The sequence below is a fragment of the Pseudomonas sp. TCU-HL1 genome (assembly GCF_001708505.1).
GTDB lineage: Bacteria > Pseudomonadota > Gammaproteobacteria > Pseudomonadales > Pseudomonadaceae > Metapseudomonas.
On the sequence record NZ_CP015992.1, the window covers coordinates 3,611,455 to 3,634,534 of the forward strand.

The 23,080-nt window shown below is 60.1% G+C and carries 19 protein-coding genes, 2 tRNA genes, 3 rRNA genes and 2 pseudogenes; 6 read left to right on the top strand and 20 right to left on the bottom strand.

Translation table 11 applies throughout. From position 1 onward, the window contains the following. Positions 1-72: 72 nt before the first annotated feature. The 4 genes from THL1_RS16745 to THL1_RS16760 are packed head-to-tail and all read right to left on the bottom strand — an operon-like array spanning position 73 to position 2,682. Positions 73-1,395, bottom strand: coding sequence for an ATP-binding protein (locus THL1_RS16745; protein WP_069084289.1), 1,323 nt, complete (start codon positions 1,393-1,395; stop codon positions 73-75). Continuing rightward, on the bottom strand, positions 1,392-2,060 hold the full coding sequence (locus THL1_RS16750) for a response regulator transcription factor (protein ID WP_069084290.1): 669 nt from the start codon (positions 2,058-2,060) through the stop codon (positions 1,392-1,394). Before THL1_RS16750 ends, THL1_RS16745 begins: the two co-directional genes overlap by 4 nt. Next, on the bottom strand, positions 2,060-2,374 hold the full coding sequence (locus THL1_RS16755; RefSeq protein ID WP_069084291.1) for a PepSY domain-containing protein: 315 nt from the start codon (positions 2,372-2,374) through the stop codon (positions 2,060-2,062). The genes THL1_RS16750 and THL1_RS16755 overlap by 1 nt, the downstream gene beginning before the upstream one ends. Next, positions 2,374-2,682, bottom strand: coding sequence for a PepSY domain-containing protein (locus tag THL1_RS16760; RefSeq protein ID WP_069084292.1), 309 nt, complete (start codon positions 2,680-2,682; stop codon positions 2,374-2,376). Before THL1_RS16760 ends, THL1_RS16755 begins: the two co-directional genes overlap by 1 nt. A 171-nt stretch (positions 2,683-2,853) precedes the next feature. On the opposite strand from THL1_RS16760, the gene THL1_RS16765 reads away from it, so the two are divergent. Continuing rightward, the gene (locus THL1_RS16765; RefSeq protein WP_069084293.1) at positions 2,854-3,933 is read left to right on the top strand and encodes a patatin-like phospholipase family protein; all 1,080 of its coding nucleotides are present in this window, start codon (positions 2,854-2,856) and stop codon (positions 3,931-3,933) included. A gap of 32 nt (positions 3,934-3,965) precedes the next feature. Then, positions 3,966-4,862, top strand: a complete 897-nt coding sequence (locus THL1_RS16770) for a hypothetical protein (RefSeq protein WP_069084294.1) — start codon at positions 3,966-3,968, stop codon at positions 4,860-4,862. On the opposite strand, the gene THL1_RS16775 is transcribed toward THL1_RS16770, so the two are convergent. From THL1_RS16775 to hmpA, 3 genes are read right to left on the bottom strand one after another with little or no spacing between them, the layout of a single operon-like run. Next, the gene (locus tag THL1_RS16775) at positions 4,814-6,004 is read right to left on the bottom strand and encodes an NnrS family protein (protein ID WP_069084295.1); all 1,191 of its coding nucleotides are present in this window, start codon (positions 6,002-6,004) and stop codon (positions 4,814-4,816) included. The two genes, THL1_RS16770 and THL1_RS16775, sit on opposite strands and share 49 nt — an antisense overlap. Then, the gene (locus tag THL1_RS16780; RefSeq protein ID WP_069084296.1) at positions 5,991-6,248 is read right to left on the bottom strand and encodes a transmembrane sensor/regulator PpyR; all 258 of its coding nucleotides are present in this window, start codon (positions 6,246-6,248) and stop codon (positions 5,991-5,993) included. The genes THL1_RS16775 and THL1_RS16780 overlap by 14 nt, the downstream gene beginning before the upstream one ends. 56 nt (positions 6,249-6,304) lie before the next feature. After that, entirely contained in the window at positions 6,305-7,486 is a 1,182-nt protein-coding gene (hmpA, locus tag THL1_RS16785; RefSeq protein ID WP_069084297.1) for an NO-inducible flavohemoprotein, read from the bottom strand. 150 nt (positions 7,487-7,636) lie between these two features. Here hmpA and norR point away from each other — a divergent pair, with 150 nt between their 5' ends. Next, on the top strand, positions 7,637-9,187 hold the full coding sequence (norR, locus tag THL1_RS16790) for a nitric oxide reductase transcriptional regulator NorR (protein ID WP_069084298.1): 1,551 nt from the start codon (positions 7,637-7,639) through the stop codon (positions 9,185-9,187). Between the two features lie 116 nt (positions 9,188-9,303). Then, entirely contained in the window at positions 9,304-9,660 is a 357-nt protein-coding gene (gene queD / locus THL1_RS16795) for a 6-carboxytetrahydropterin synthase QueD (protein ID WP_069084299.1), read from the top strand. 243 nt (positions 9,661-9,903) lie between these two features. Here the strand turns inward: queD and rrf are convergent. From rrf to THL1_RS16850, 11 genes are all read right to left on the bottom strand, one after another. Then, positions 9,904-10,019, bottom strand: a 5S ribosomal RNA gene (gene rrf, locus THL1_RS16800). A 136-nt stretch (positions 10,020-10,155) separates the two neighbouring features. Continuing rightward, positions 10,156-13,046, bottom strand: a 23S ribosomal RNA gene (locus tag THL1_RS16805). A gap of 227 nt (positions 13,047-13,273) precedes the next feature. Continuing rightward, positions 13,274-13,349 (bottom strand) — tRNA-Ala (locus THL1_RS16810). A gap of 32 nt (positions 13,350-13,381) precedes the next feature. Then, positions 13,382-13,458, bottom strand: a tRNA-Ile gene (locus THL1_RS16815). Positions 13,459-13,523: 65 nt separating this feature from the next. Beyond that, positions 13,524-15,060: ribosomal RNA gene (locus THL1_RS16820) — 16S ribosomal RNA — on the bottom strand. The 16S, 23S and 5S rRNA genes sit together here with 2 tRNA genes alongside, the layout of an rRNA operon. Positions 15,061-15,670: 610 nt before the next feature. Then, the gene (locus THL1_RS16825; RefSeq protein ID WP_069084300.1) at positions 15,671-16,036 is read right to left on the bottom strand and encodes an STAS/SEC14 domain-containing protein; all 366 of its coding nucleotides are present in this window, start codon (positions 16,034-16,036) and stop codon (positions 15,671-15,673) included. A gap of 114 nt (positions 16,037-16,150) precedes the next feature. Continuing rightward, the gene (locus THL1_RS16830) at positions 16,151-16,990 is read right to left on the bottom strand and encodes a phytanoyl-CoA dioxygenase family protein (RefSeq protein ID WP_069084301.1); all 840 of its coding nucleotides are present in this window, start codon (positions 16,988-16,990) and stop codon (positions 16,151-16,153) included. 49 nt (positions 16,991-17,039) lie between these two features. After that, a complete protein-coding gene (locus tag THL1_RS16835; RefSeq protein ID WP_069084302.1) occupies positions 17,040-18,428 on the bottom strand; it encodes an amino acid permease in 1,389 nt (462 codons plus the stop codon). Positions 18,429-18,562: 134 nt separating this feature from the next. Next, positions 18,563-18,835, bottom strand: a complete 273-nt coding sequence (locus THL1_RS16840) for a hypothetical protein (RefSeq protein WP_069084303.1) — start codon at positions 18,833-18,835, stop codon at positions 18,563-18,565. 365 nt (positions 18,836-19,200) lie between these two features. Then, on the bottom strand, positions 19,201-19,989 hold the full coding sequence (locus tag THL1_RS16845) for a response regulator transcription factor (RefSeq protein WP_069084304.1): 789 nt from the start codon (positions 19,987-19,989) through the stop codon (positions 19,201-19,203). Positions 19,990-20,000: 11 nt separating this feature from the next. Further along, positions 20,001-20,225 (bottom strand): transcriptional regulator, encoded by a 225-nt coding sequence (locus tag THL1_RS16850; RefSeq protein WP_069084305.1) that lies wholly within the window; start codon positions 20,223-20,225, stop codon positions 20,001-20,003. A gap of 107 nt (positions 20,226-20,332) precedes the next feature. On the opposite strand from THL1_RS16850, the gene THL1_RS16855 reads away from it, so the two are divergent. Both THL1_RS16855 and THL1_RS16860 read left to right on the top strand, forming a co-directional pair. Beyond that, entirely contained in the window at positions 20,333-21,031 is a 699-nt protein-coding gene (locus tag THL1_RS16855; protein WP_161490978.1) for an XRE family transcriptional regulator, read from the top strand. A gap of 147 nt (positions 21,032-21,178) precedes the next feature. After that, positions 21,179-21,913: pseudogene (locus THL1_RS16860) on the top strand (ISL3 family transposase); the annotation flags it as partial. A 395-nt stretch (positions 21,914-22,308) separates the two neighbouring features. Here THL1_RS16860 and THL1_RS16865 read toward each other — a convergent pair. Both THL1_RS16865 and THL1_RS29750 read right to left on the bottom strand, forming a co-directional pair. Beyond that, positions 22,309-22,542, bottom strand: a complete 234-nt coding sequence (locus tag THL1_RS16865) for a protein NO VEIN domain-containing protein (RefSeq protein ID WP_069084307.1) — start codon at positions 22,540-22,542, stop codon at positions 22,309-22,311. A 233-nt stretch (positions 22,543-22,775) separates the two neighbouring features. Then, positions 22,776-23,074: pseudogene (locus THL1_RS29750) on the bottom strand (OST-HTH/LOTUS domain-containing protein); the annotation flags it as partial. Positions 23,075-23,080 lie beyond the last annotated feature (6 nt).

Consider the following 23,080-nt stretch of genomic DNA (forward strand, 5'->3'; position numbering starts at 1 on the left):
CGCTCCCACAGCGAAGAATGCCACTGGTCTGGAACGCCCAATGTTGGGCCTCGCAGGCTCGGCACCAACCTTCTACGAGGTTTGCGCAGCCGGTAGCTCGATGCGCACCCGCAACCCGCCCAGCGGGCTTTCCTGCAGTCTCAAACGGCCATTCCAGGATTCGACGATGTCACGCACGATGCCGAGCCCCAAGCCGTGTCCGGCGACCTGTTCGTCCAGCCGCGCGCCCCGGCCGATGACTTCCTCGCGCTTGTCTTCGGCGATGCCCGGACCGTCGTCATCCACCATCAGGCTGTAACCACCCTCCCCGCCACGGATAGTCAGGTTGACCTGGGTTTCCGCCCATTTGCAGGCGTTATCCAGCAAGTTACCGAGCAGCTCCAGCAGGTCTTCCCGATCCCAAGGCAGGCGCAGGCCGTCGGGAGCGTCCCAGTCCAGATCCAGCCTCCGATCGTGGATCATCGCCAGTGTGGAAAACAGGCCAGGGAGTTCCTCGGCACAATCGAAGTGCGCGCCCGGTAGCGCCTCGCCCGCCAGGCGTGCCCGGCCCAGCTCACGGCCCAGACGCTGCTCGATCTGCTCCAGCTGCTCGCGTAGGATTGCGCGCAGCTCCGGGTAGCCGCGCAGCTCTTCACGGTCGGCCAGGCTGACCAGCACCGCCAGCGGCGTCTTCAACGCATGGCCGAGGTTGCCCAGGGCATTGCGCGAGCGCTTGAGCGTGTCTTCTGTGTGGCTGAGCAGGCGGTTGATCTGTACGACCAATGGTTCCAGCTCCTCGGGCACCTGGCTATCCAGCTCGCTGCGCTGGCCATGCTGAAGCTGGACGATCTCCTGGCGGACCTCCTCCAGTGGACGCAATGCTCGGCGCACGGTAATACGCTGCAGGGCAAGGATCAGCAGCAGCCCCGCCACGCCCAGGGCGAACCCGGTCCACTGCACGCGACTAATACTCTCCAGCACCGGGGTGTAGTCCTGCGCCACGACAATCCGCACCTGGTGGCCGAGGCGGCGGTAATCACCCCGCCAAGCCAGCAGTTCCTGATCATTGGGTCCCGGCAGAAGCCCTTCCGCCAGCCCCTTCTGCGGCGGCATGGACAGTTCGGCATCCCAGAGGGAGCGCGAACGCCAGGGCTGTTCATTCAGCTCGATGATGAAGTAGCGGCCTGAGTAAGGTTGCTGATGGGCCGGGTTGAGACGTTTTTCATCCAGCTGAATGCCGTTCTGGCCGCGCACCAGGGAACTCAGCAACAGCTCGGCTTCACTGCGCAGCCCCTCCGCCAGGTAGCGTCGCAGCCCCAGGTCGAACAGCCAGAGGCTGGTCTGCGCCAGGACCAGCCCCACCAGAATCAGAACGCCTACCAGCCCGAGGCTGAGCCGGTGCTGGATCGACCTCATCGACCCTCACCGGTGAAGCGGTAGCCCTGCCCTCGCCGCGTCTCGATGACTTCGCGACCGAGCTTGCGCCGCAGGTGATTGACGTGCACCTCGATCACGTTGGAATCCCGCTCGGTCTCGCCGTCATACAGATGCTCGGCCAGGTGGCTCTTCGACAGGAGCTGGCCCGGGTGCAGCATGAAGTAACGCAACAGGCGGAACTCGGCGGCGGTCAGTTGGACTTCCTCGCCATTGCGGCTGACGCATTGCCGCCCCTCGTCCAGTTGCAGGCCAGCCGCTTCCAGTTGCGGCTGGTTCGCCAGGCCGTGCGCGCGACGCAGCAACGCCTGGATGCGCAGGGCCAGCTCCTCGGGATGGAAGGGTTTGGTGAGGTAGTCATCGGCACCGGCCTTGAGACCGTCGATCCGCTCGGCCCAGGAGCCACGTGCGGTCAGGATCAGCACCGGCGTCGAGAGGCCGCCGGCCCGCCACTCCTGCAGCACCTCGAGCCCGGGCTTGCCGGGCAGGCCGAGGTCCAGAATAATCAGGTCGTACGGCTCGATGGCCCCCTGGTGCAATGCATCTCGGCCATCGGCCAGCCAATCCACCGCATAGCCTTGGCGGCCAAGGCTGGTGGTCAGCTCATCGGCCAGGGGGACATGGTCCTCTACCAGCAACAACCGCATCAGTCGTCTTCCTCGTCCTTCAGAATCCGCCCGTCGCGGGCATCCAGTTCCAACTCACGCACCGTACCATCGGCGGTCACCAGCTCCACCTCGTAAATGTAGACGTCATCCTCTTCTTCCAGCTCGGCTTCAAGCAGGCGCGCCCCGGGGTAAAGCCCCAGGGCGCTTCGCAGCAGTTGGTCGAGCGGCAGGATGACCCCCTCTTCACGGAGTTTGAGGGCCTCGTCCTGATCCAGGTCCCTGGCCACCGCCTCGAGGGCGAAGATGGCCAGGATCAGGGCGATGATCCCGCAGTAGCGAAGGATCCAGCGCATCAGTCGTCCTGGTGATCCTTGAGGATCTGGCCGCTGGTGGCATCAAGCTCCAGGTCCCACTGCACGCCCTGGGCGTCACGCAGCTCCACCTGGTAGATGTAGCGGCCGTATTCCTCTTCCAGCTCGGTTTCGTTGATGGTGCCGCCGGGGTGCTTGGCCAGCGCCACGGCGTTGAGCTTCTCGAACGACTGGATGGTGCCGGCGTCGCGCAGCTTGAGGGCTTCGTCCGGACCGAGGTCACGGGCCTGAGCAAGACCGGCGGTGGTGGCGAGGGTAGCAATGGCGAACAGGGCAGCAAGTTTCTTCATGGGGTCATCTCCTTGGGAGCTTGTGTGCTTTCGATGGGTTCAAGATACCGGGGACGACTTAATTCAAGCTGAATTCGCCTTAAGGCTTGGGAAGCATCATTCAGGCACTGAAGCGACTAGGCCCGAACAAGGGCGCCACTATAATCGCTGCCTTGCCTCAAGGAGCCCCGCATGAGCGCCATCCACATCAAGTTTTCCACCCTTACCCTGCGCGCAGGAAGTCGCGCCCTGGCGCACATTCGTGGACAAGGCCTTGAACCGGCCGATGTCAGCATCCTTCCCGGAGCAGCGGGCGGCCCCAAGGCGCTGGGCATCCAGGGCCTGGACCTGGCGCTGTTTGGCGACTGGCTGCCACGCGCGCCGCGCGAGCGTGCCCTGATCGGCGCCTCCATCGGTTCCTGGCGGTTCGCCAGCGCCTGCCTGCCGAACGCCGCCGAAGGCATCCGCCGCTTGGGCGATCTCTACACCCGCCAGCGCTTCCCCAAGGGCGTGAGCATGGCGGAAGTCAGCCGCCTCTGCGGCCTGATGCTGGATGACCTGCTCCAGGGGCAGGACGCGCAGGTGCTGGCCAACCCCCATTACCGCCTGAACGTGGTGGTGGTGAAGAGCCATGGCCTGCTGGCCCAGGACCGTCGCGGTGCACTCGGCCTGGGGCTGTCCTCGGTAATCGGCAGCAACCTGCTGGGCCGTCTGCGTCTGTCCCGGCACTTCGAGCGGGTCATCCTCCATGACGCCCGCCAGGCACCGCCGCTGGCGCCGCTGTCCGACTTCCCCTCGCGCTACCACGCGCTGGATGCGGGAAACCTGCGCCACGCCCTGCTTGCGTCCGGCTCGATTCCCATGGTGATGGAAGGCGTTCGCGACATCCCCGGAGCCGGCCCGGGTACCTACCGCGACGGCGGCCTGCTCGACTACCATCTGGACCTGCCTTACAACCCGGGCGGCGTAGTGCTCTATCCGCACTTCACCGACAAGGTGGTGCCTGGCTGGTTTGACAAAGGCCTGCCCTGGCGCAAGGGCGATGCGGAGCGCCTGCAGGACGTGCTGCTGATTTCCCCTTCGCGCGAGTACCTGGCCACCTTGCCTCATGGCAAACTGCCAGACCGCAAGGACTTCAAGCGTTATCTCGGCGACGACGCCGCACGCGAACGCTATTGGCGCAAGGCCATGGCCGAGAGCCAGCGCCTGGGCGACGAATTCCTCGAGCTGGCGGACAACGGAAAACTGGGAGAGCGCTTGCAAAGCCTCTGACCTGAGACGCACAGAGCGAAGGGAGTACAGGGATGAAACTCGCAGTTGCCATCATCCACGGCATCGGCAATCAGCAGGACGCAAAGGATGCAGAAGGGCAACACGCGTTCGCCCAGGGACTGATCGCGGGGCTGCGCAAGCGGCTGGGCGTGGAGGCTGAAGCTATCACCTTCCAGTCGCTGTATTGGGCCAATGTGCTGGACAAGCGTGAGCTGGCCTACCTGGACAAGCTCGAACAGGAGCCCGTGCGCTGGCGCTGGATGCGGCGCATGGTCACCCTTTTCCTGGGTGATGCCAGCGGCTACCGCAAGGTCAGCCAGGCCTACGACACCACTTACGAGCACGTGCACCAAAGCGTGCGCAACGGCCTCAACGCACTACGCGCCAAGGTCGGACCGAATACGCCGCTGGTAGTGCTGGCCCACTCACTGGGTGGGCACATCATCTCCAATTACATCTGGGATCAGCAGAAGCTCAACGCCACGCCAAGCTGCCCGCGTGATCCCTTCATCGCCATGGAAACCCTGGCGGGGCTGATCACGTTCGGTTGCAACATCCCGCTCTTCACCTTCGCGTACGACCCGGTCCAGCCGATCCGCTTTCCCGGTCATTGCCTCGACGAGCGCATAGGCCAGGCTGCACGCTGGTTGAATGTCTACGCCCCTGCCGACCTGCTGGGCTACCCGCTGCGCCCGGTGCAAGGCTATGCCGCGGTGGTGCACGAGGACCGCCCCATGGCGGTGGGCTCGTGGTTCAGACGCCACACGCCGCTCAGCCACCTGGAGTACTGGAACGATGCACGCTTCCAGGACTATCTCGCGCGGCACCTGCGCGAACTGCTGCGCGCGTGCGCCGGTGCGTCCACAGAGCCGGCACTGCCTCAACCCGGCCGGCCATCCAGTCTCGGCGTGCACAGCAATACCGCGTAGTGCCGCAGGAACAACGCAAACGCCGCTGCCCAGCAGACGGCCGCCAGCCACAGTGCCGCAGTCCCTGCCAGCGGCAACAGCACCACGCGGGCGACCGCACCGAGATTGAGTAGCGCGAAAGCAAGCCCCATCACGCGGGGCGTTTCCAGAGGACGGCCACTGTGGCCCAGACTGACGCGGGCGATCATCGCCAGAATCAACCCGCCCATGGCTCCCACACCCAGTGCGTGCTGAGCCACGCCGGGATTGGCCAGGAAGCCCAGGTGCCAAGCTGCCAGTCCGAGGGGCGCCGCGGCCAACCAGGCAAACGCCAGATGCAGCGGCCAAAGCAATGTCACTCGCCAGACGCCGGCGTCGTACCAGCGCACCAAGCGCAGCAGGTTAGCCAGCCCAATCAAAACGCAGAGAACCGCTAGCCGGGGATCAGGCTGCAACCCCGGACCGCTGGCGAAGCTGATGGCCAGCAGAACGCTACCCGCCAGCGCGCTCCAATCCAGCCAGGGCCAGGCCTTCACCTGCTGAACCCGACCCAGCCCACGCTGAGTGAAAAAGGGAATCACCCGCCCACCGATCAGGCCCATCAGTGCGGCCACCAACCAGAGCGCTGCCAGCACACCCTGGCGCTGCAGCGCATCGTTGATCGTGGCCAATCCCCAGAGGGCCAACGCGTCGGCGGCGGCGAGCAGGGACAGCACCACAACCACGGGGTAGTTGCCGCGCTGGCGTACGCGCCAGAGGCTACGCCCCATCACGATGGCGACAGCAGGCAGGAAGATCAGCTCAAGGGGAATCAGCAAGGCCAGGGGGGCGCCGAGCAACCAGGCCACGCGAGCAGCCAGCCAGAGCGTCACCAGCAAGGCCAGTGAGCGGCCGCGAAGGCCGGGGTTGCCGGTCCAGTTCTGCACGGCGGTAAGCAGGAAGCCGGCGATGATGGCGCCGCCGAAACCGAACACCATCTCGTGTCGGTGCCAGGCCAGCCAGCCACCTGCTGGTTGCCAGGTTCCGACGTGACCATGGAGCGCCAGTATCCAGATCAGTACAGCCAGCAGGGCGAAGGCCGTGCCGAAGAGGAAAAAGGGGCGAAACCCCAGTCGCCAGATCGGCCGAATGGCGAGCTCGCGGGAGGCGTCAAGCAATTGCACAGGCCAACCCCCGCTCTTCGTTACGCAGTTGGTACTGGGCAGTCAGGCGCATCACATAACCCAGCTTGATCAGGGTCGGCCCCAGGATGACCATGCCGTGGGCGCCGACCAGCATCAGCAGCCCGAGACGGGCATCAAGGTAATAAGCGCCGGCAATGCCCAACAGGAGCTGGAACAGGCCGGTCCAGAGAAACAGATGAGACAGTTGCATCAAACGTTGGGGACATCCGAACAGACTGGTCATGATCGTGCTCTCCTCGGTTGACGACCCGGCGCCACCCTGGCGCCGGGCGGCGATGGTCAGGCCTCCAGGGCGCTGGCCGGTCCAAAGAACTCGTGGTGGCACTGGCGCTCGGGCACACCCAGTTCGCGCAGGTGCTTCTTCACCTGGGCCATGAAGCCTTTGGGCCCGAGGAAGTAGGCATCCACGTCGCGCTCGGTGGGCAGCAACTCGGCCAAGTGCTCGCGACTCAGGAAGCCAGTGGCATCGGGCTGATCATCCGCATGGGGCTCGCTGTAGCAGAAGAAGCGACTGAGCTGCGGAATGGCAGCGACCTTGGCGTCGACCCAGTCGCGGAAGGCATGGACCGCACCATTGCGTGCGCAATGGATGAAGTGGATCGGTCGACCGCTGTCCTGTGCCGCTTCGAGCATGGCCAATGCCGGGGTAATGCCGACACCCGCGGTGATCAGCACCAGGGGCTTGCTGCCGGGCCGCAGCACGAAGTCACCGGCCGGGGCGAATAGCTCAACGCGCTCGCCGACCTGGAACTCGTCGTGCAAGAAGTTAGAGACACGGCCGCCCTGCTCCCGCTTGACGCTGATGCGGTATTCGCGACCATTGCCAAGGGCGGACAGGGAATAGTTGCGGCGCACCTCCTCGCCATCCAGGTTCAGGCGCAGTCCGATGTACTGGCCGGGGGTGAACTCCATCAGCGCGCCACCGTCTTCCGGGGCGAAGTAGAAGGACGTGATCTCCGCGCTTTCCACTTCCTTGCGTGCCAGACGGAACCAGCGCGCGCCACGCCAGCCGCCGGGGGCAGCCGCGCTGGCAGAGTAGATTTCCTCTTCTGCGCCGATCAGCAGGTCAGCCAGTTGCTGGTAAGCAGCAGCCCAGGCTTCGATCACTTCATCAGTGGCCACTTCGGCGCCCAGCACTTCGCGGATGGCCCGCAGCAGGCAGGCACCGACGATCGGGTAGTGCTCGGGCAGTACTTGCAGGGCCACATGCTTGTTGATGATCTTGCCCACCAGCGGGCCGAGGGCTCCGAGCTGATCGATGTGGCGGGCATACATCAGCACGCCGTTGGCAAGGGCACGCGGCTGGTCGCCGCTGGCCTGATGCGCCTGATTGAACAGCGGGCGCACCTCGGCGAATTCACCCAGCATGATCTTGTAGAAGTGGCTGGTCAGCGCCTCCCCTCCCGTCTCCAGCAGGGGCACGGTGGATTTGACGATGGCACGTTGTAGGCTGGTCAGCATAAGGACTCCGCTATCTGGGTTGGGGCTTTCTACCTGTTCTATTCCAGTTTTCATGCCAACTTTTTATTTCAATAAAATCAGGTACTTATATTTATTAGTGTTCTTTTGACTACACTATTCAGCGAGTCATATCGACATGCCGGAGTCATAATGACAACCCACACTTTCCTGCAAACACTGATCCCCCTGGTCAGTGACCTGTCCCGCGAACTGCCCGAACGCGAGCGCTATCGCCGCCTGCTGGAAGCCCTGCGTGGCTTACTGCCATGCGACGCCACTGCCCTGCTCCGCCTCGATGGCGACCAGTTGGTCCCCATGGCCGTAGACGGCCTCAGCCAGGACACGCTGGGTAGGCGCTTCAAGGTGTCCGAACACCCCAGGTTACGTGCCTTGATGGAGAGTCGCGGTGTTACCCGCTTCGCTGCTGACTGCGGCCTGCCCGACCCCTACGACGGCCTGGTGGAAGGTCATCAGGAGCACCTGGAAGTACACGATTGCATGGGCTGCCCGCTCTACCTCGATGATCGCCCCTGGGGCGTCCTGACCCTCGATGCATTGGACCCGTCGCGTTTCGACGGACAGGACCTGGAAATCCTCGAAGGTTTCGCCAGCCTGGCCGCCGCCACGGTGAAAGCAGCCGAACGCATGGACACGCTTACCCGCCTCGCCCAGGACGAACAGCAGCTGGCGGAGGTCTATCGCCAGGCGGCCGGGCAGGTTCGACCGCAGGAGATGATTGGGCATAGCGCGAGCCATAAGGCACTGGTAGAGGAGATCAAGCTGGTAGGCGGCAGCGAACTGACGGTATTGATCAGCGGAGAAACCGGAGTCGGCAAGGAACTGGTCGCCCAATCCATTCATAGCCGCTCGCTGCGCTCCCGACACCCCATGATCAGCCTCAACTGTGCCGCCCTGCCCGACACCCTGGTGGAGAGCGAGTTGTTCGGTCATGTGCGTGGCGCCTTCTCTGGCGCAGTGAACGAACGCAAAGGCAAGTTCGAGCTGGCCGATGAAGGCACCCTGTTCCTCGATGAGGTCGGAGAGCTGCCATTGGCCACCCAGGCCAAGCTATTGCGTGTGCTGCAGAGTGGGCAATTGCAGCGGGTCGGTTCGGACCGCGAACACCGCGTCAATGTGCGGGTCATTGCCGCCACCAACCGCGACCTCGCAGAGGAAGTGCGTGCCGGCCGTTTCCGGGCCGACCTCTATCACCGGCTCAGCGTCTATCCCCTGCGCGTTCCTCCCCTTCGTGAGCGTGGCCGCGACGTCTTGCTGCTGACGGGCTTCTTCCTCGAAGAGAATCGCGCCCGGCTCGGTCTGCGCAGCTTGCGCCTCAGCCAGGATGCCCAAGCTGCGCTGCTCGGCTACGACTGGCCTGGCAATGTACGGGAACTGGAACACCTGATTGGCCGCGCAGCGCTCAAGGCCTTGGCAGCCTGCGCCGAGCGACCGCGAATCCTCACCCTGACGGCCAACGACCTCGCCTTGCCCGGCAACCAGCCGAGCATAGCCGCTCGTTCGGCAGAAGCACCGGAGGCTGCAGCGGTTGGTGATTTGCGCGAGGCCATTGACCAGTACCAACGCCAACTGATCGCCACCAGCCTGGCGCGGCAACAGCAGAACTGGGCAGCTTCAGCCCGTGAACTGGGCCTGGATCGGGCCAACCTGCTACGCCTGGCCAAGCGACTGGGAATCAAATGAGTGACGAGCTCGTCCGGTAGCACCTGTCTTTTCGGTCAGACCGGTGGAGAGCTGGTAAAATCGGAACTTTCCTGCTTTGGCCAGTCGTCTGGCCGTCACTTCAAGAGCGTTACTCAGTGGAAATTTTCAAGGAATTCATATTCGAGGCCGCGCACCGGCTCCCTCACGTGCCTGCGGGCCATAAATGCGGTCGCCTGCACGGCCACTCCTTCCGCGTAGCCATCTATATCGAAGGCGAACCCGATCCCTATACCGGCTGGATTCGAGACTTCTCCGAGCTCAAGGCAATCTTCAAGCCCCTCTACGAACAGCTCGACCACAACTACCTCAACGAGATACCTGGTCTGGAAAATCCCACCAGCGAAGTCCTCGCCAAGTGGATCTGGCAGCAACTCAAACCCCTGCTTCCGGAACTCTCCCGCATCCGTATCCACGAGACCTGCACCAGTGGCTGCGAGTACCGCGGCGACTGATCAGCGCTCCAGAAACGCAAAAGGCCACCTTCGGGTGGCCTTTTTAGTCGGCATAAATTTTTACCTGAATCTGGTCCATTGCTGCGTTGGGCTTCGCCCCCGCTGGTCAAAGTCCAGGCTACCGCCAACAGCCGGTGCGCGCAGCGCGCCCTACCTGCACATCGCAGTTTGTCCGAGGGAAGTTTTCCGCGCACAAAGACAAACCCCCGAACCGCGTGAGCGGATCGGGGGTTTGGGATAGAAGCTTGACGATGACCTACTCTCACATGGAGAAGCTCCACACTACCATCGGCGATGCGTCGTTTCACTGCTGAGTTCGGGATGGGATCAGGTGGTTCCAACGCTCTATGGTCGTCAAGCAATTCGGTAGGGATCTCGTCGCGAGACGCGATCCCGAATCAGGTATGTGACAGTCTGGTTTTGCGGTTCAGGCCAATTTTCGGTCTGTCGACTTCACCCATCGCACCCACAATCACCAGATTGTTTGGGTGTTATATGGTCAAGCCTCACGGGCAATTAGTATGGGTTAGCTCAACGCCTCACAGCGCTTACACACCCCACCTATCAACGTCGTAGTCTTCGACGGCCCTTCAGGGGATTCAAGATCCCAGTGAGATCTCATCTTGAGGCGAGTTTCCCGCTTAGATGCTTTCAGCGGTTATCTCTTCCGAACATAGCTACCCGGCAATGCCACTGGCGTGACAACCGGAACACCAGAGGTTCGTCCACTCCGGTCCTCTCGTACTAGGAGCAGCCCCTCTCAAATCTCAAACGTCCACGGCAGATAGGGACCGAACTGTCTCACGACGTTCTAAACCCAGCTCGCGTACCACTTTAAATGGCGAACAGCCATACCCTTGGGACCGGCTTCAGCCCCAGGATGTGATGAGCCGACATCGAGGTGCCAAACACCGCCGTCGATATGAACTCTTGGGCGGTATCAGCCTGTTATCCCCGGAGTACCTTTTATCCGTTGAGCGATGGCCCTTCCATACAGAACCACCGGATCACTAAGACCTACTTTCGTACCTGCTCGACGTGTCTGTCTCGCAGTCAAGCGCGCTTTTGCCTTTATACTCTACGACCGATTTCCGACCGGTCTGAGCGCACCTTCGTACTCCTCCGTTACTCTTTAGGAGGAGACCGCCCCAGTCAAACTGCCCACCATACACTGTCCTCGATCCGGATGACGGACCAGAGTTAGAACCTCAAGCATGCCAGGGTGGTATTTCAAGGATGGCTCCACGAGAACTGGCGTCCTCGCTTCACAGCCTCCCACCTATCCTACACAAGCAGGCTCAAAGTCCAGTGCAAAGCTACAGTAAAGGTTCACGGGGTCTTTCCGTCTAGCCGCGGATACACTGCATCTTCACAGCGATTTCAATTTCACTGAGTCTCGGGTGGAGACAGCGCCGCCATCGTTACGCCATTCGTGCAGGTCGGAACTTACCCGACAAGGAATTTCGCTACCTTAGGACCGTTATAGTTACGGCCGCCGTTTACCGGGGCTTCGATCAAGAGCTTCGCTTGCGCTAACCCCATCAATTAACCTTCCGGCACCGGGCAGGCGTCACACCCTATACGTCCACTTTCGTGTTTGCAGAGTGCTGTGTTTTTAATAAACAGTCGCAGCGGCCTGGTATCTTCGACCGGCATGGGCTTACGCAGTAAATGCTTCACCCTCACCGGCGCACCTTCTCCCGAAGTTACGGTGCCATTTTGCCTAGTTCCTTCACCCGAGTTCTCTCAAGCGCCTTGGTATTCTCTACCCAACCACCTGTGTCGGTTTGGGGTACGGTTCCTAGTTACCTGAAGCTTAGAAGCTTTTCCTGGAAGCATGGCATCAACCACTTCGTGTTCTAAAAGAACACTCGTCATCAGCTCTCGGCCTTGAACACCCGGATTTGCCTAAGTGTTCGGCCTACCACCTTAAACTTGGACAACCAACGCCAAGCTGGCCTAGCCTTCTCCGTCCCTCCATCGCAGTAACTAGAAGTGCGGGAATATTAACCCGCTTCCCATCGACTACGCATTTCTGCCTCGCCTTAGGGGCCGACTCACCCTGCGTCGATTAACGTTGCGCAGGAACCCTTGGTCTTTCGGCGTGCGAGTTTTTCACTCGCATTGTCGTTACTCATGTCAGCATTCGCACTTCTGATACCTCCAGCAAGCTTCTCAACTCACCTTCACAGGCTTACAGAACGCTCCTCTACCGCTCGTCTTACGACGAACCCGTAGCTTCGGTGTCTAGTTTGAGCCCCGTTACATCTTCCGCGCAGGCCGACTCGACTAGTGAGCTATTACGCTTTCTTTAAAGGGTGGCTGCTTCTAAGCCAACCTCCTAGCTGTCTAAGCCTTCCCACATCGTTTCCCACTTAACTAGAACTTTGGGACCTTAGCTGACGGTCTGGGTTGTTTCCCTTTTCACGACGGACGTTAGCACCCGCCGTGTGTCTCCCACGCTGACACTTCCAGGTATTCGGAGTTTGCATCGGTTTGGTAAGTCGGGATGACCCCCTAGCCGAAACAGTGCTCTACCCCCTGGAGTGATACGTGAGGCGCTACCTAAATAGCTTTCGAGGAGAACCAGCTATCTCCGAGCTTGATTAGCCTTTCACTCCGATCCACAGGTCATCCGCTAACTTTTCAACGGTAGTCGGTTCGGTCCTCCAGTCAGTGTTACCTAACCTTCAACCTGCCCATGGATAGATCGCCCGGTTTCGGGTCTATACCCAGCGACTAAACGCCCTATTAAGACTCGCTTTCGCTACGCCTCCCCTATTCGGTTAAGCTCGCCACTGAATATAAGTCGCTGACCCATTATACAAAAGGTACGCAGTCACCTAACAATGTAGGCTCCCACTGCTTGTACGCATACGGTTTCAGGTTCTATTTCACTCCCCTCTCCGGGGTTCTTTTCGCCTTTCCCTCACGGTACTGGTTCACTATCGGTCAGTCAGTAGTATTTAGCCTTGGAGGATGGTCCCCCCATATTCAGACAAAGTTTCACGTGCTCCGTCCTACTCGATTTCACTTCCTGGACCCTTTCGCGTACGGGGCTATCACCCACTATGGCCGCACTTTCCAGAGCGTTCCGCTAAAATCCAAGAAGCTTAAGGGCTAATCCCCGTTCGCTCGCCACTACTAAGGGAATCTCGGTTGATTTCTATTCCTCAGGGTACTTAGATGTTTCAGTTCCCCTGGTTCGCCTCTTGCACCTATGGATTCAGTACAAGATACCTAGGTTATCCTAGGTGGGTTCCCCCATTCAGAGATCTCCGGATCAAAGTCTGTTTGCCGACTCCCCGAAGCTTATCGCAGGCTACCACGTCTTTCATCGCCTCTGACTGCCAAGGCATCCACCGTATGCGCTTCTTCACTTGACCATATAACCCCAAGCAATCTGCCTGTGAGCATGGCGGTGAAGACGACATTCGCCGAAAATTCGCGCTTGAACTCGCAAATTTTACCTTGAATCATTGAGTGCAGTGAAACACTCAACAAGTCACTTCTATCACATACCCGAATTTTTAAAGAACGATTCTGAAACAAAGTCCAGAATTCAATATCCCACAACGGATATTCAATTCTGAGCTCTTGGTCAGCCTGGAGATGGTGGAGCCAAGGAGGATCGAACTCCTGACCTCCTGCGTGCAAAGCAGGCGCTCTCCCAGCTGAGCTATGGCCCCAATGTCCAGCGGTCAGTCGACCCCGCGACAATTGGTGGGTCTGGGCAGATTCGAACTGCCGACCTCACCCTTATCAGGGGTGCGCTCTAACCAACTGAGCTACAGACCCAATCGCCTTCGCAATTGAATCAAGCAATTCGTGTGGGAACTTATGAAGAAGCTGATGTCTTCGATTAAGGAGGTGATCCAGCCGCAGGTTCCCCTACGGCTACCTTGTTACGACTTCACCCCAGTCATGAATCACTCCGTGGTAACCGTCCCCCTTGCGGTTAGACTAGCTACTTCTGGAGCAACCCACTCCCATGGTGTGACGGGCGGTGTGTACAAGGCCCGGGAACGTATTCACCGTGACATTCTGATTCACGATTACTAGCGATTCCGACTTCACGCAGTCGAGTTGCAGACTGCGATCCGGACTACGATCGGTTTTATGGGATTAGCTCCACCTCGCGGCTTGGCAACCCTTTGTACCGACCATTGTAGCACGTGTGTAGCCCTGGCCGTAAGGGCCATGATGACTTGACGTCATCCCCACCTTCCTCCGGTTTGTCACCGGCAGTCTCCTTAGAGTGCCCACCATAACGTGCTGGTAACTAAGGACAAGGGTTGCGCTCGTTACGGGACTTAACCCAACATCTCACGACACGAGCTGACGACAGCCATGCAGCACCTGTGTCTGAGTTCCCGAAGGCACCAATCCATCTCTGGAAAGTTCTCAGCATGTCAAGGCCAGGTAAGGTTCTTCGCGTTGCTTCGAATTAAACCACATGCTCCACCGCTTGTGCGGGCCCCCGTCAATTCATTTGAGTTTTAACCTTGCGGCCGTACTCCCCAGGCGGTCGACTTATCGCGTTAGCTGCGCCACTAAGATCTCAAGGATCCCAACGGCTAGTCGACATCGTTTACGGCGTGGACTACCAGGGTATCTAATCCTGTTTGCTCCCCACGCTTTCGCACCTCAGTGTCAGTATCAGTCCAGGTAGTCGCCTTCGCCACTGGTGTTCCTTCCTATATCTACGCATTTCACCGCTACACAGGAAATTCCACTACCCTCTACCGTACTCTAGCTCAGTAGTTTTGGAGGCAGTTCCCAGGTTGAGCCCGGGGATTTCACCTCCAACTTGCTGAACCACCTACGCGCGCTTTACGCCCAGTAATTCCGATTAACGCTTGCACCCTTCGTATTACCGCGGCTGCTGGCACGAAGTTAGCCGGTGCTTATTCTGTTGGTAACGTCAAAACAACCAGGTATTAACTGACTGCCCTTCCTCCCAACTTAAAGTGCTTTACAATCCGAAGACCTTCTTCACACACGCGGCATGGCTGGATCAGGCTTTCGCCCATTGTCCAATATTCCCCACTGCTGCCTCCCGTAGGAGTCTGGACCGTGTCTCAGTTCCAGTGTGACTGATCATCCTCTCAGACCAGTTACGGATCGTCGCCTTGGTGAGCCATTACCCCACCAACTAGCTAATCCGACCTAGGCTCATCTGATAGCGTGAGGTCCGAAGATCCCCCACTTTCTCCCGTAGGACGTATGCGGTATTAGCGTCCGTTTCCGAACGTTATCCCCCACTACCAGGCAGATTCCTAGGCATTACTCACCCGTCCGCCGCTCGCCGGCATCCCGAAGGACCCGCTGCCGCTCGACTTGCATGTGTTAGGCCTGCCGCCAGCGTTCAATCTGAGCCATGATCAAACTCTTCAGTTCAATACTGCTTGGGTTTTGAGAAAACCCTAAACTTGGCTCAGCAATCGCAAATAAACTCTCGAATTCACGAGTGTTACTTGTGATGCTGATAATCAGTTGACTATCAGGCTTACCTCACAAGCACCCACACGAATTGCTTGATTCAGTTGTTAAAGAGCGTTTCGATCAAGTCTTTCGTCTCAACCGAGGCCGCGCATTCTACCGCAGCCCTTCTTCCTGTCAAGCTGTTTTTCGAAAATTTCTTTTCTACTCAACCGCTTGCGCTGCCGATCCGAATCACTCTTCTCGTCAGCGGGAGGCGCATTCTACAGCGTTCAAACCCGCTGTCAACGCCTCCGTTCCCACTTCATTCGCCTGCGGCGAATCTTGCGAAGCGGAACCTCCCGCCACCCTCACCAATCATTCAACTCATTGATTTACAAGGAGTTTTGCTTGGCAACTGTGCCGGAAGAGGTGCGCATTATAGGGATGCAGAATCTGCCGTCAACACTTATTTGAAACTTTTCGGTCATCCCGGCTGAGCACCAGCGGCTTCCACTTCTTCCTGTCCCCTCTTCTATATAAAGGCGCCGCCCGAAGGCGGCGCGTTAGACACGAGAATCGGAAAGCGTCAGCGCTGCAACCAGACCTCCGCTTCAGCAGCCTGCTGCGAGCCAAACGCCTTGATGGTCAGCCCTGGAATCAACGCACCCTCTGCCTCGCTGATCTTCCGCACCCACCCCTTGTCCGCTACCACCGCCATGCGATCGAAGCGGCGGACGACCTTGAACAGCTGCGGGATCTGCGAGACCTCAACGGCCATGGCCCCAAGGGTAGGCATCTGGAACTCACCTATCCGATACAGCATTCGGCCATGGGCGATTCCTTCGGACTGTTGCGCCAACTGAGCTAACCCGGTTCGCATTTCATTGCTGTCCAGCTTTCCGGCAAAGTTGACGTCAACGCGGTTTTCGCCATTTCGCATTACCTCGAACATAGCAATACCTCCCTGGGAGTGTGCCTTTCACCATACGCCGACTGCGGGAAACGACAAGGTCATTGGAAAGGGCCAGGAGGCCCCAGCCCCTTTGCACAATGGGCCTTGTGCGGATCACTTCCCGGCATTCTCTCTGGGCCAGAGCACTGGGAACAGTGGATGCTCCATTGGAGCCCCATACGGTAACTGGTCAATCAGGCCCGGAAACTCCGGCGAAGTCTTCCAGGCCCGAGGCGCGTGACGCATGTCCTCACCGAGAAAGCGCAGAGAGAACGCCCGCCGGCGCCGCTGACCACCGACGCCGCCAGAGGCATGCAGGGTCAGCATGTGGAAGAACACCGCATCGCCCGGTTCCAGCGCCCAGCCCAGGATGTTCCAGTTGCTCCGATCCGCTTCTATATCCGGCAGGTCCGCCAGACTGCCCTCAGGGAACCACCTGGCCTGGTTGTCCAGGAAGCTCCGCGGCATGAGCCAGGGCCCCCGGTGCGAACCCGCAACGAACTCCAGCGTCGACTCTCGCGCCACCGGGTCCACTGGCATCCACATGCTGCAGTTCTGTTTGCCTTCCACGTTGTAGTACGGCTGGTCCTGGTGCCAGGGCGTGCGTTGACGGGTATTTGGCTCCTTCACCAGCAGATGGTCGTGATACAGACGAGCGCTGCCGCCCCCCATCAACTGCGCCGCTACCGAGCCCACCCGGCTTTCGAAGATGAAGCGCTGGTACTCCTCAAAATCCTGCCAGTTGCAAAAGTCCTCGAAGAACCAGCCGGGGTCATCCGGGCTGCTGGCCACCTTGGCCCGGTCACTGGGCGAGGCGAGGTTTCGCTCGATGCCCTGCTCCAGCAACGCCACCTCACTGACCGAGAACAACTGCCGAATACATACCGCGCCATCGCGCTGGAAATCCTCGATGAGTGATTGCGGGAGTTCAAATTCATAGTTGTGCTGCGACATGCAACTACTCCTCTCTTCCTGGACGTAACCACGGATCAAGAACGCCCAATCAGGGCAATTCAGGCTTGAGTTGCGCGACCTGCCTCGGCCTGCCCCACACCCGATAGGCGCAGGAAAGAACGGCGAGCCAGGCTGCGCCTATGTACAGCGCGGTGCGGGTATCGGGGAACACGGCCAACACCACGAAGATGAACAGCATGAAGGTGATGGCCAGGTACTGTCCGAACGCCCCGAACGGGACCGGAAAGCCGAGGGCCGCCACCTCCTCGCGGCGCAGAGTGCGACGCATGGCGAGCTGGGAGAGCAGGATCATCAGCCACACCCACACCACCGAAAAGGTCACCAGCGAGGCGAACATCAGAAACAGCTCATCCGGTAGCAGGTAGTTGAGCAGCACACCCAACAGCAAGGTCAGCCCCATCACCAGCACCGTCATCCAGGGCACGCCGTCGGCGGACAAGCGAGCGAAGGCGCGCGGGGCCTGCCCATTCTCGGCCATGCCGAAAAGCATGCGCCCCGTGCTGAAGATGTCGCTGTTGATGGCGGAGACCGCCGCCGAAATCACCACCAGGTTGAGGATGCTGGCGGCCGACTCGATGCCCAGGCCATTGAATATCTGCACAAAGGGGCTGCCCTGGCTGCCGATTCGCGGCCAGGGGTAGATCGCCATCAACACCAGCAGCGTCAGCACATAGAACAGCAGGATGCGCAGCGGCACCGAGTTGATGGCCTTGGGAATCATCTGCTGCGGGTCCTTCGCCTCGCCAGCCGTGAAGCCGATCACCTCAATGCCGCCGAAGGCGAACATCACGATGGTGAAAGAAGCCATCATCCCCTCGATGCCGTTGGGGAAGAAGCCGCCATGTGCCCAGAGGTTGCTAAAGCCCGTCGACCCTCCGTTGCCATCGCCCAACTGGATGCCGAACATCAACACCCCCAGCCCGGCAATTATCATCGCCACGATCGCTAACACCTTGAGCAGCGACAGCCAGAACTCCAGCTCGCCGAACACCCGCACGCTGCAGAGGTTCAAGGCCGAAATGGTCAGCACGATGCCCAGTACCCAGACCCAGCGCGGCGCATCTGGGAACCACAGCCCCATGTAGACGCCAAATGCCGTCACGTCGGCCAGACACACCATCATCATCGAGAAGGCGTAGGTCCACCCGGTGAGGAAACCGGCGTAACGCCCCAGGTACTGGCTGGCGTAATGACCGAAAGAGCCCGATACCGGCGAACGCACTGCCATCTCGCCCAGGGCGCGCATGACCAGGTAGATCGCCGCGCCGCCTATCAGATAGGCCAGCAGCACGGACGGCCCAGCGCGCTGAATGGCCGCCGCCGAGCCATAAAACAGCCCCGTGCCAATGGCCGAGCCCAGGGCCATGAAGCGGATATGCCGCGCATTCAAGCCACGGCGCATTGCGGAACGTTCCATTGAGTTGCCTCTTTATTGTTGTTATCAACGGGCCCATCGGAGCAGCTCGCCTGCACCTACCTCGAATATCAACCCCGACGTCCGACATTGTCGCAACGGATGACCTGCTTGCTCTCCAGATAGCTCTCCAGCCCCTAGGGCTGCTGAATGAAGGTAGTGGGCGAGCAATTGACCCAGCCCCTCCTGGCACGCAACCCATTGGCGATGCAGGTGGCATGCTCCAGGTCGGAGGAGAACACCGCGGTTGCCAGGTCATGGCTGCCATGGTTGACCAAGGCCAGGACCTCCGCGCCGGCCGCTCCCAACTCCACAATGCGCTCCCCCGTCACAGGGGCAGCGCTGCAGAACCGTTGCCTGAGCCTCGGCGCCACCCAATGCTCGCCAATGTAGAGCGTTGGCTCGTTCATAGTGGTTTCCCCGCGCGACTTAATTGATGGGCGAAGACTATCAACGCCCCTTCGGAGGGCGCCTATACCGACCGGGGTACTGGCCAACTCGTCGGGCTGTCAGGTATTTCGCAAGGAGAGAAAGCACGGGGCAACGACACCACGAGCCGTGCGATGGGGGATGGAGCAGATTCGTAGAAGGGGTTGAGCGACGCGGTGCCCATGCAGTTCATTGCTTCAAACGGGCGCTCAGGGTATGCAACGCGCTCGCTCAGTCGTACAGGTCCCCGAACAACTGGTGGTGGAGGCGCTAGAGCGCGGGAAAATGAGTAGGCAGAAGGGCTGCGCAGTTGCCCCCTCGCCCACCACCGTGCATTGCCTCGACCTCAAGCCCTCTTCAACTCCCTTACAAACAACGCCAACAACTCGGACTGACTACCGATCTCCAACTTCTCATAGAGATTCCGCCGGTGCACCTTCACCGTTCCCGGCATGATCCGCAGCTGCTGCGAAATCGAGAGATTCGAGTGCCCCTCCAACAACAACCGCGCCACCTCGCACTCCCGCACAGTCAACACACCACGGCCGAACTGCTCGAATGCCTCATTCACCTTGTTGTCCAGACCAGAAGCAGTCTGCGGGCGCTGCTGCCGATGCACCTCCCAAGCCGCACGCACGACCTGGTCCACTACCGGCGCCGCGCTGCGCAACAGCTGCATCTCCCCTTCACTAAATGCCGCGCTGCCCCGCACCCGCATCAGCGATAGCACTGCCTTGCTCTGCCCACCCAGGCTGATGATGAAACCGAGCTGCTCGCTCAATTCCAAGTAGCGGTAATAGCTGCAGTAGTAAGACGTGGTGTAGAAGCGCTCTGGAGCCAGCCGTCGCATGCTGTAAAGCCCATCGGACTGACCGAATACACAAGCGAGGTAGAACGGGTCCAGCAGGTACGGCCCGGCCCGGTATTCGCCGACGAAGAGATGCCGCAGGTTCGGCGGGATCGTGTCGAACAGCGCTAGCGGCGGATGACGCCCTTCATAGATGAACAGTGCGATGTGATCAGTGAAGGCCAGGCGCTGTAGCCAGTCGGCCAGTGCCTGCAATTGCGGGTGGCCGGGAGGTTGCGCGAGGAGATCGGCAACGTCGCGTGTCCATTGGGTGAGTTGTCGGGGCATGAGTGGAAACCTCAATCCCTGGGCGGGTCCGGCTCACGGGGATACAGATCCGGCCGTAGCTCATGCCTCGTCACCCGCGCACCAACCGCCTCCTCAATTTGCAGGACCCGCTCGGCGGGGACATGGCCCGTCGCACACATCCTCTGGACGGCCTGCGGCGTACAGCCGATCAACCTCGCGAGAGCCGACTGGCTACCGGCAGCATCAGCCGCGCGTTGAGCGGAGTTCTCTTTCACGGATCACCTCCATCCCTGGATGACAACCCAAAGATACAAGACCGGGCAAAATATTACTACGTAAAATTGCAATGATCATTACAACCATCGGTTGTATGGTTGGCGCCATGAAAACGATCGGATCCCGCATTGCCGCGGCACGCGAAAGGAAAGGAATCAACCAATCCGCACTGAGCAGATTGGTGGGAGTCAAACCGCAATCCGTTCAGGCCTGGGAGGCCGACAGGAACACCCCGCGTCCCAAACGGCTCAGCCTGATCGCTGCTGCACTGGATGTGTCAGTGTCGGCTCTGGTCGACGGTATCGAGGTCGAAACAAACTCGAGTTACCAGGCCAGCCTCGCGGGCCAGGCGAAGGAAGCCCGCCGAGCCGCCTACCTGAAGGATGGCGAAATCCTGATCCAGAAATACGAACTGGCCAGCATGGTCAAGGAGGAGATGCCGACCGACTATGTCGACCTGGTGAGCGACCTCACTGTCGGCATCCGACAACTCGACGGACTGGGCATCAAGTACAGCGACCCCACCAATCTCTCCATCATCACCGCATGGGACCAGTCGATGGCCAGCACCATCCACGACAAGGACTTCGTGCTGATCGATCGCGGCATCAATCAGTACGCGGGCGATGGCGTCTATCTAATCGCCTGGGCGGGCTATCTGCTCATTAGGCGCCTGCAGCTTGCCGGAACCGACAAGCTGGAACTGGTGGCGGATAGCCCAACGCACAAGAGCCGAGTGGTGCCCGCAGGCAAGATTGTGGTTCATGCCAGGGCGCTGCTGGTTTGGAAGGCGGGGAAGTTATAGGCGTCAGCCAGCACGTTCAACTTGCGTGCCTGAGCATCCCAATTCTTTGGTTCTTCGCGGAGTCTGGGGGAAGAGCGAGTTGACAGTCAGGGAAGCGGGTAAATTGGCAGTCGCCAAACACACCAACCCCCACGCCCTGCTGTCGCCATGCATCCTATTGATCTTGCCGCTTTCTGGCCAGGCTACGAGGTCGTCGCCTGTCGTCCCGCTGCTGAACACACCCTGCTGATTGAACTGGAGCCCCAGGTCGACCGAGTGCCCCGATGTGGGCGCAGCCTGCAGCCCAGCCCGTTGATCCACGAGCGGCGTATCCGCCAGGTGCGCGACCGTGACCTGCTGGATCAGCGCGTCCTGCTCCAACTGCCCGTGCGCCGCGTCGACTGCCTGGGTTGTGGGCGGGTGACCGAGCGGATCGACTGGCTGGAGCCGGCCTCACGGCTGACTCGACGCTTGCAGGTCTGGCTCGAAAGCCTCTTGCAGCTCTTGCCGATCAGCCACGTCAGCCGCCTCACCGGCCTGCACTGGCACACCCTCAAGACGCTCGACAAACGCCGCCTGGAAGCCGAAGTCGGGACCTTCGAGCCGGGCGACGTCCGCCGCCTGGTGATGGACGAGTTTGCCCTGCACAAGGGCCATCGCTACGCCACGGTGATCATGGATGCCGAGCGCACGCGCGTGCTGTGGGTCGGCCACGGCAATAGCCGCGAGGCCATTCGCCCGTTCTTCGAGTTACTCGGCGCGCGCTGCCAGCAGATCGAGGCGGTGGCGATGGACATGAACACCGCTTTCGACCTGGAAGTGCAGCAGCACTGCCCGCAGGCCGAAGTGGTGTACGACCTGTTCCATGTGGTGGCGCGCTACGGCCGCGAGGTGATCGACCGTAGACCCAATCCCGCGAAATTGAGCACAGCTGCATTACCAGCCGCTACTCAGCGACGAGGCTAGGAAAGGTTATTTATACGGCGAACAGCCATCGACAACGAAATGCGACAGCGATTGTAGAGAAGAGATTCGAAAGGACTTTTGCAAAAGTTCCGGAAACGAAAAAGGCCGGTTCATTTCTGAACCGGCCTTTCTCTGAATATGGTCGGGACGGAGTGATTCGAACACTCGACCCCTTGCACCCCATGCCAGTGGTCGACCTAGTAAGTCACTGATTTTACAAGCATCATCTAGGGCGCTCGCTGCAACCGATGTCCTACGCTACTCGACGGCTTTTGACGGTTTCCCGCAAAAGTCCCTCCGCTGAGGAGCGCTCCCAAACCAACTGACTTGTACTACCTAAAATTCTCGCGAAAGCTTGCCCTGAAATCCAAAGGCGTCAGATAAAGCTGGTTCGACAGATCGCCACGCAGGATAAAGAGTCTCGGGTCACTACTGAGCTGGAACACCCGATAGAGGTAAAACTGGCTGTCTGCCTCTCTGGAGAATTCCAACTCGTTGTGGCTGACGATGAACGAGGTGGCGATACCGCCAATCGAGTATGCCCAATAGCGTGAGTGTCGGTACATCAGCTGTTGCTTGATCTCCGAGCTTGCATTGAAGCGAGTGGCTAGGTGTGGGCATCCACGGAAGTACAGAGCAGAGCGTCGAGCTCGCCGCTGTCGCTCCAACGAGCGGTATTCACCGGTGGACGTGCGGACGCTGGATCACATCATCATCGCCGGAAGCCGGTCAGTCTCCTTCGCGCAGCATGGGCTTATCTGAGCCAAGGGGGCCTGGCCCCCTTTTTTGCAAGATGAGATCAATTGATCGCTTCGGGCACGGCTTCTCCGCGTGCGGCCAGGCTCACGCTCCAGTTCCCACCGTTCTCTTGGACAAGCTGCAGCAGGTCGTAGGTTTTGATCATGTCGAGCAGGCCCGGGTGGCCGTATGCGCTGGACGAGAATGCTGGATCAGTTCGTTTTAGGTATTGCCGGGGGCGCTTGAGGTGACCTTGTCCTCGCTGGTTCTAGCGGCGAGCAAGGACACTGCCTCTAGAACAAACGTCGGTCTGCGTTCGACCGCAGACTTGGTGGGCTCAGGCTTGGCGGGTTCGTGCTGTGGCTT

Coding starts and splice junctions, on each gene's coding strand:
- THL1_RS16765 (WP_069084293.1), top strand. CDS start 2,854: ATGAGCGCCATCCACATCAAGTTTTCCACCCTTACCCTGCGCGCAGGA.
- THL1_RS16845 (WP_069084304.1), bottom strand. CDS start 19,989: ATGCCCCGACAACTCACCCAATGGACACGCGACGTTGCCGATCTCCTC.
- THL1_RS16770 (WP_069084294.1), top strand. CDS start 3,966: ATGAAACTCGCAGTTGCCATCATCCACGGCATCGGCAATCAGCAGGAC.
- THL1_RS16825 (WP_069084300.1), bottom strand. CDS start 16,036: ATGTTCGAGGTAATGCGAAATGGCGAAAACCGCGTTGACGTCAACTTT.
- hmpA (WP_069084297.1), bottom strand. CDS start 7,486: ATGCTGACCAGCCTACAACGTGCCATCGTCAAATCCACCGTGCCCCTG.
- THL1_RS16865 (WP_069084307.1), bottom strand. CDS start 22,542: ATGTACCGACACTCACGCTATTGGGCATACTCGATTGGCGGTATCGCC.
- THL1_RS16755 (WP_069084291.1), bottom strand. CDS start 2,374: ATGCGCTGGATCCTTCGCTACTGCGGGATCATCGCCCTGATCCTGGCC.
- THL1_RS16840 (WP_069084303.1), bottom strand. CDS start 18,835: ATGAACGAGCCAACGCTCTACATTGGCGAGCATTGGGTGGCGCCGAGG.
- norR (WP_069084298.1), top strand. CDS start 7,637: ATGACAACCCACACTTTCCTGCAAACACTGATCCCCCTGGTCAGTGAC.
- THL1_RS16745 (WP_069084289.1), bottom strand. CDS start 1,395: ATGAGGTCGATCCAGCACCGGCTCAGCCTCGGGCTGGTAGGCGTTCTG.
- THL1_RS16830 (WP_069084301.1), bottom strand. CDS start 16,990: ATGTCGCAGCACAACTATGAATTTGAACTCCCGCAATCACTCATCGAG.
- THL1_RS16835 (WP_069084302.1), bottom strand. CDS start 18,428: ATGGAACGTTCCGCAATGCGCCGTGGCTTGAATGCGCGGCATATCCGC.
- THL1_RS16855 (WP_161490978.1), top strand. CDS start 20,333: ATGAAAACGATCGGATCCCGCATTGCCGCGGCACGCGAAAGGAAAGGA.
- THL1_RS16760 (WP_069084292.1), bottom strand. CDS start 2,682: ATGAAGAAACTTGCTGCCCTGTTCGCCATTGCTACCCTCGCCACCACC.
- THL1_RS16750 (WP_069084290.1), bottom strand. CDS start 2,060: ATGCGGTTGTTGCTGGTAGAGGACCATGTCCCCCTGGCCGATGAGCTG.
- THL1_RS16780 (WP_069084296.1), bottom strand. CDS start 6,248: ATGACCAGTCTGTTCGGATGTCCCCAACGTTTGATGCAACTGTCTCAT.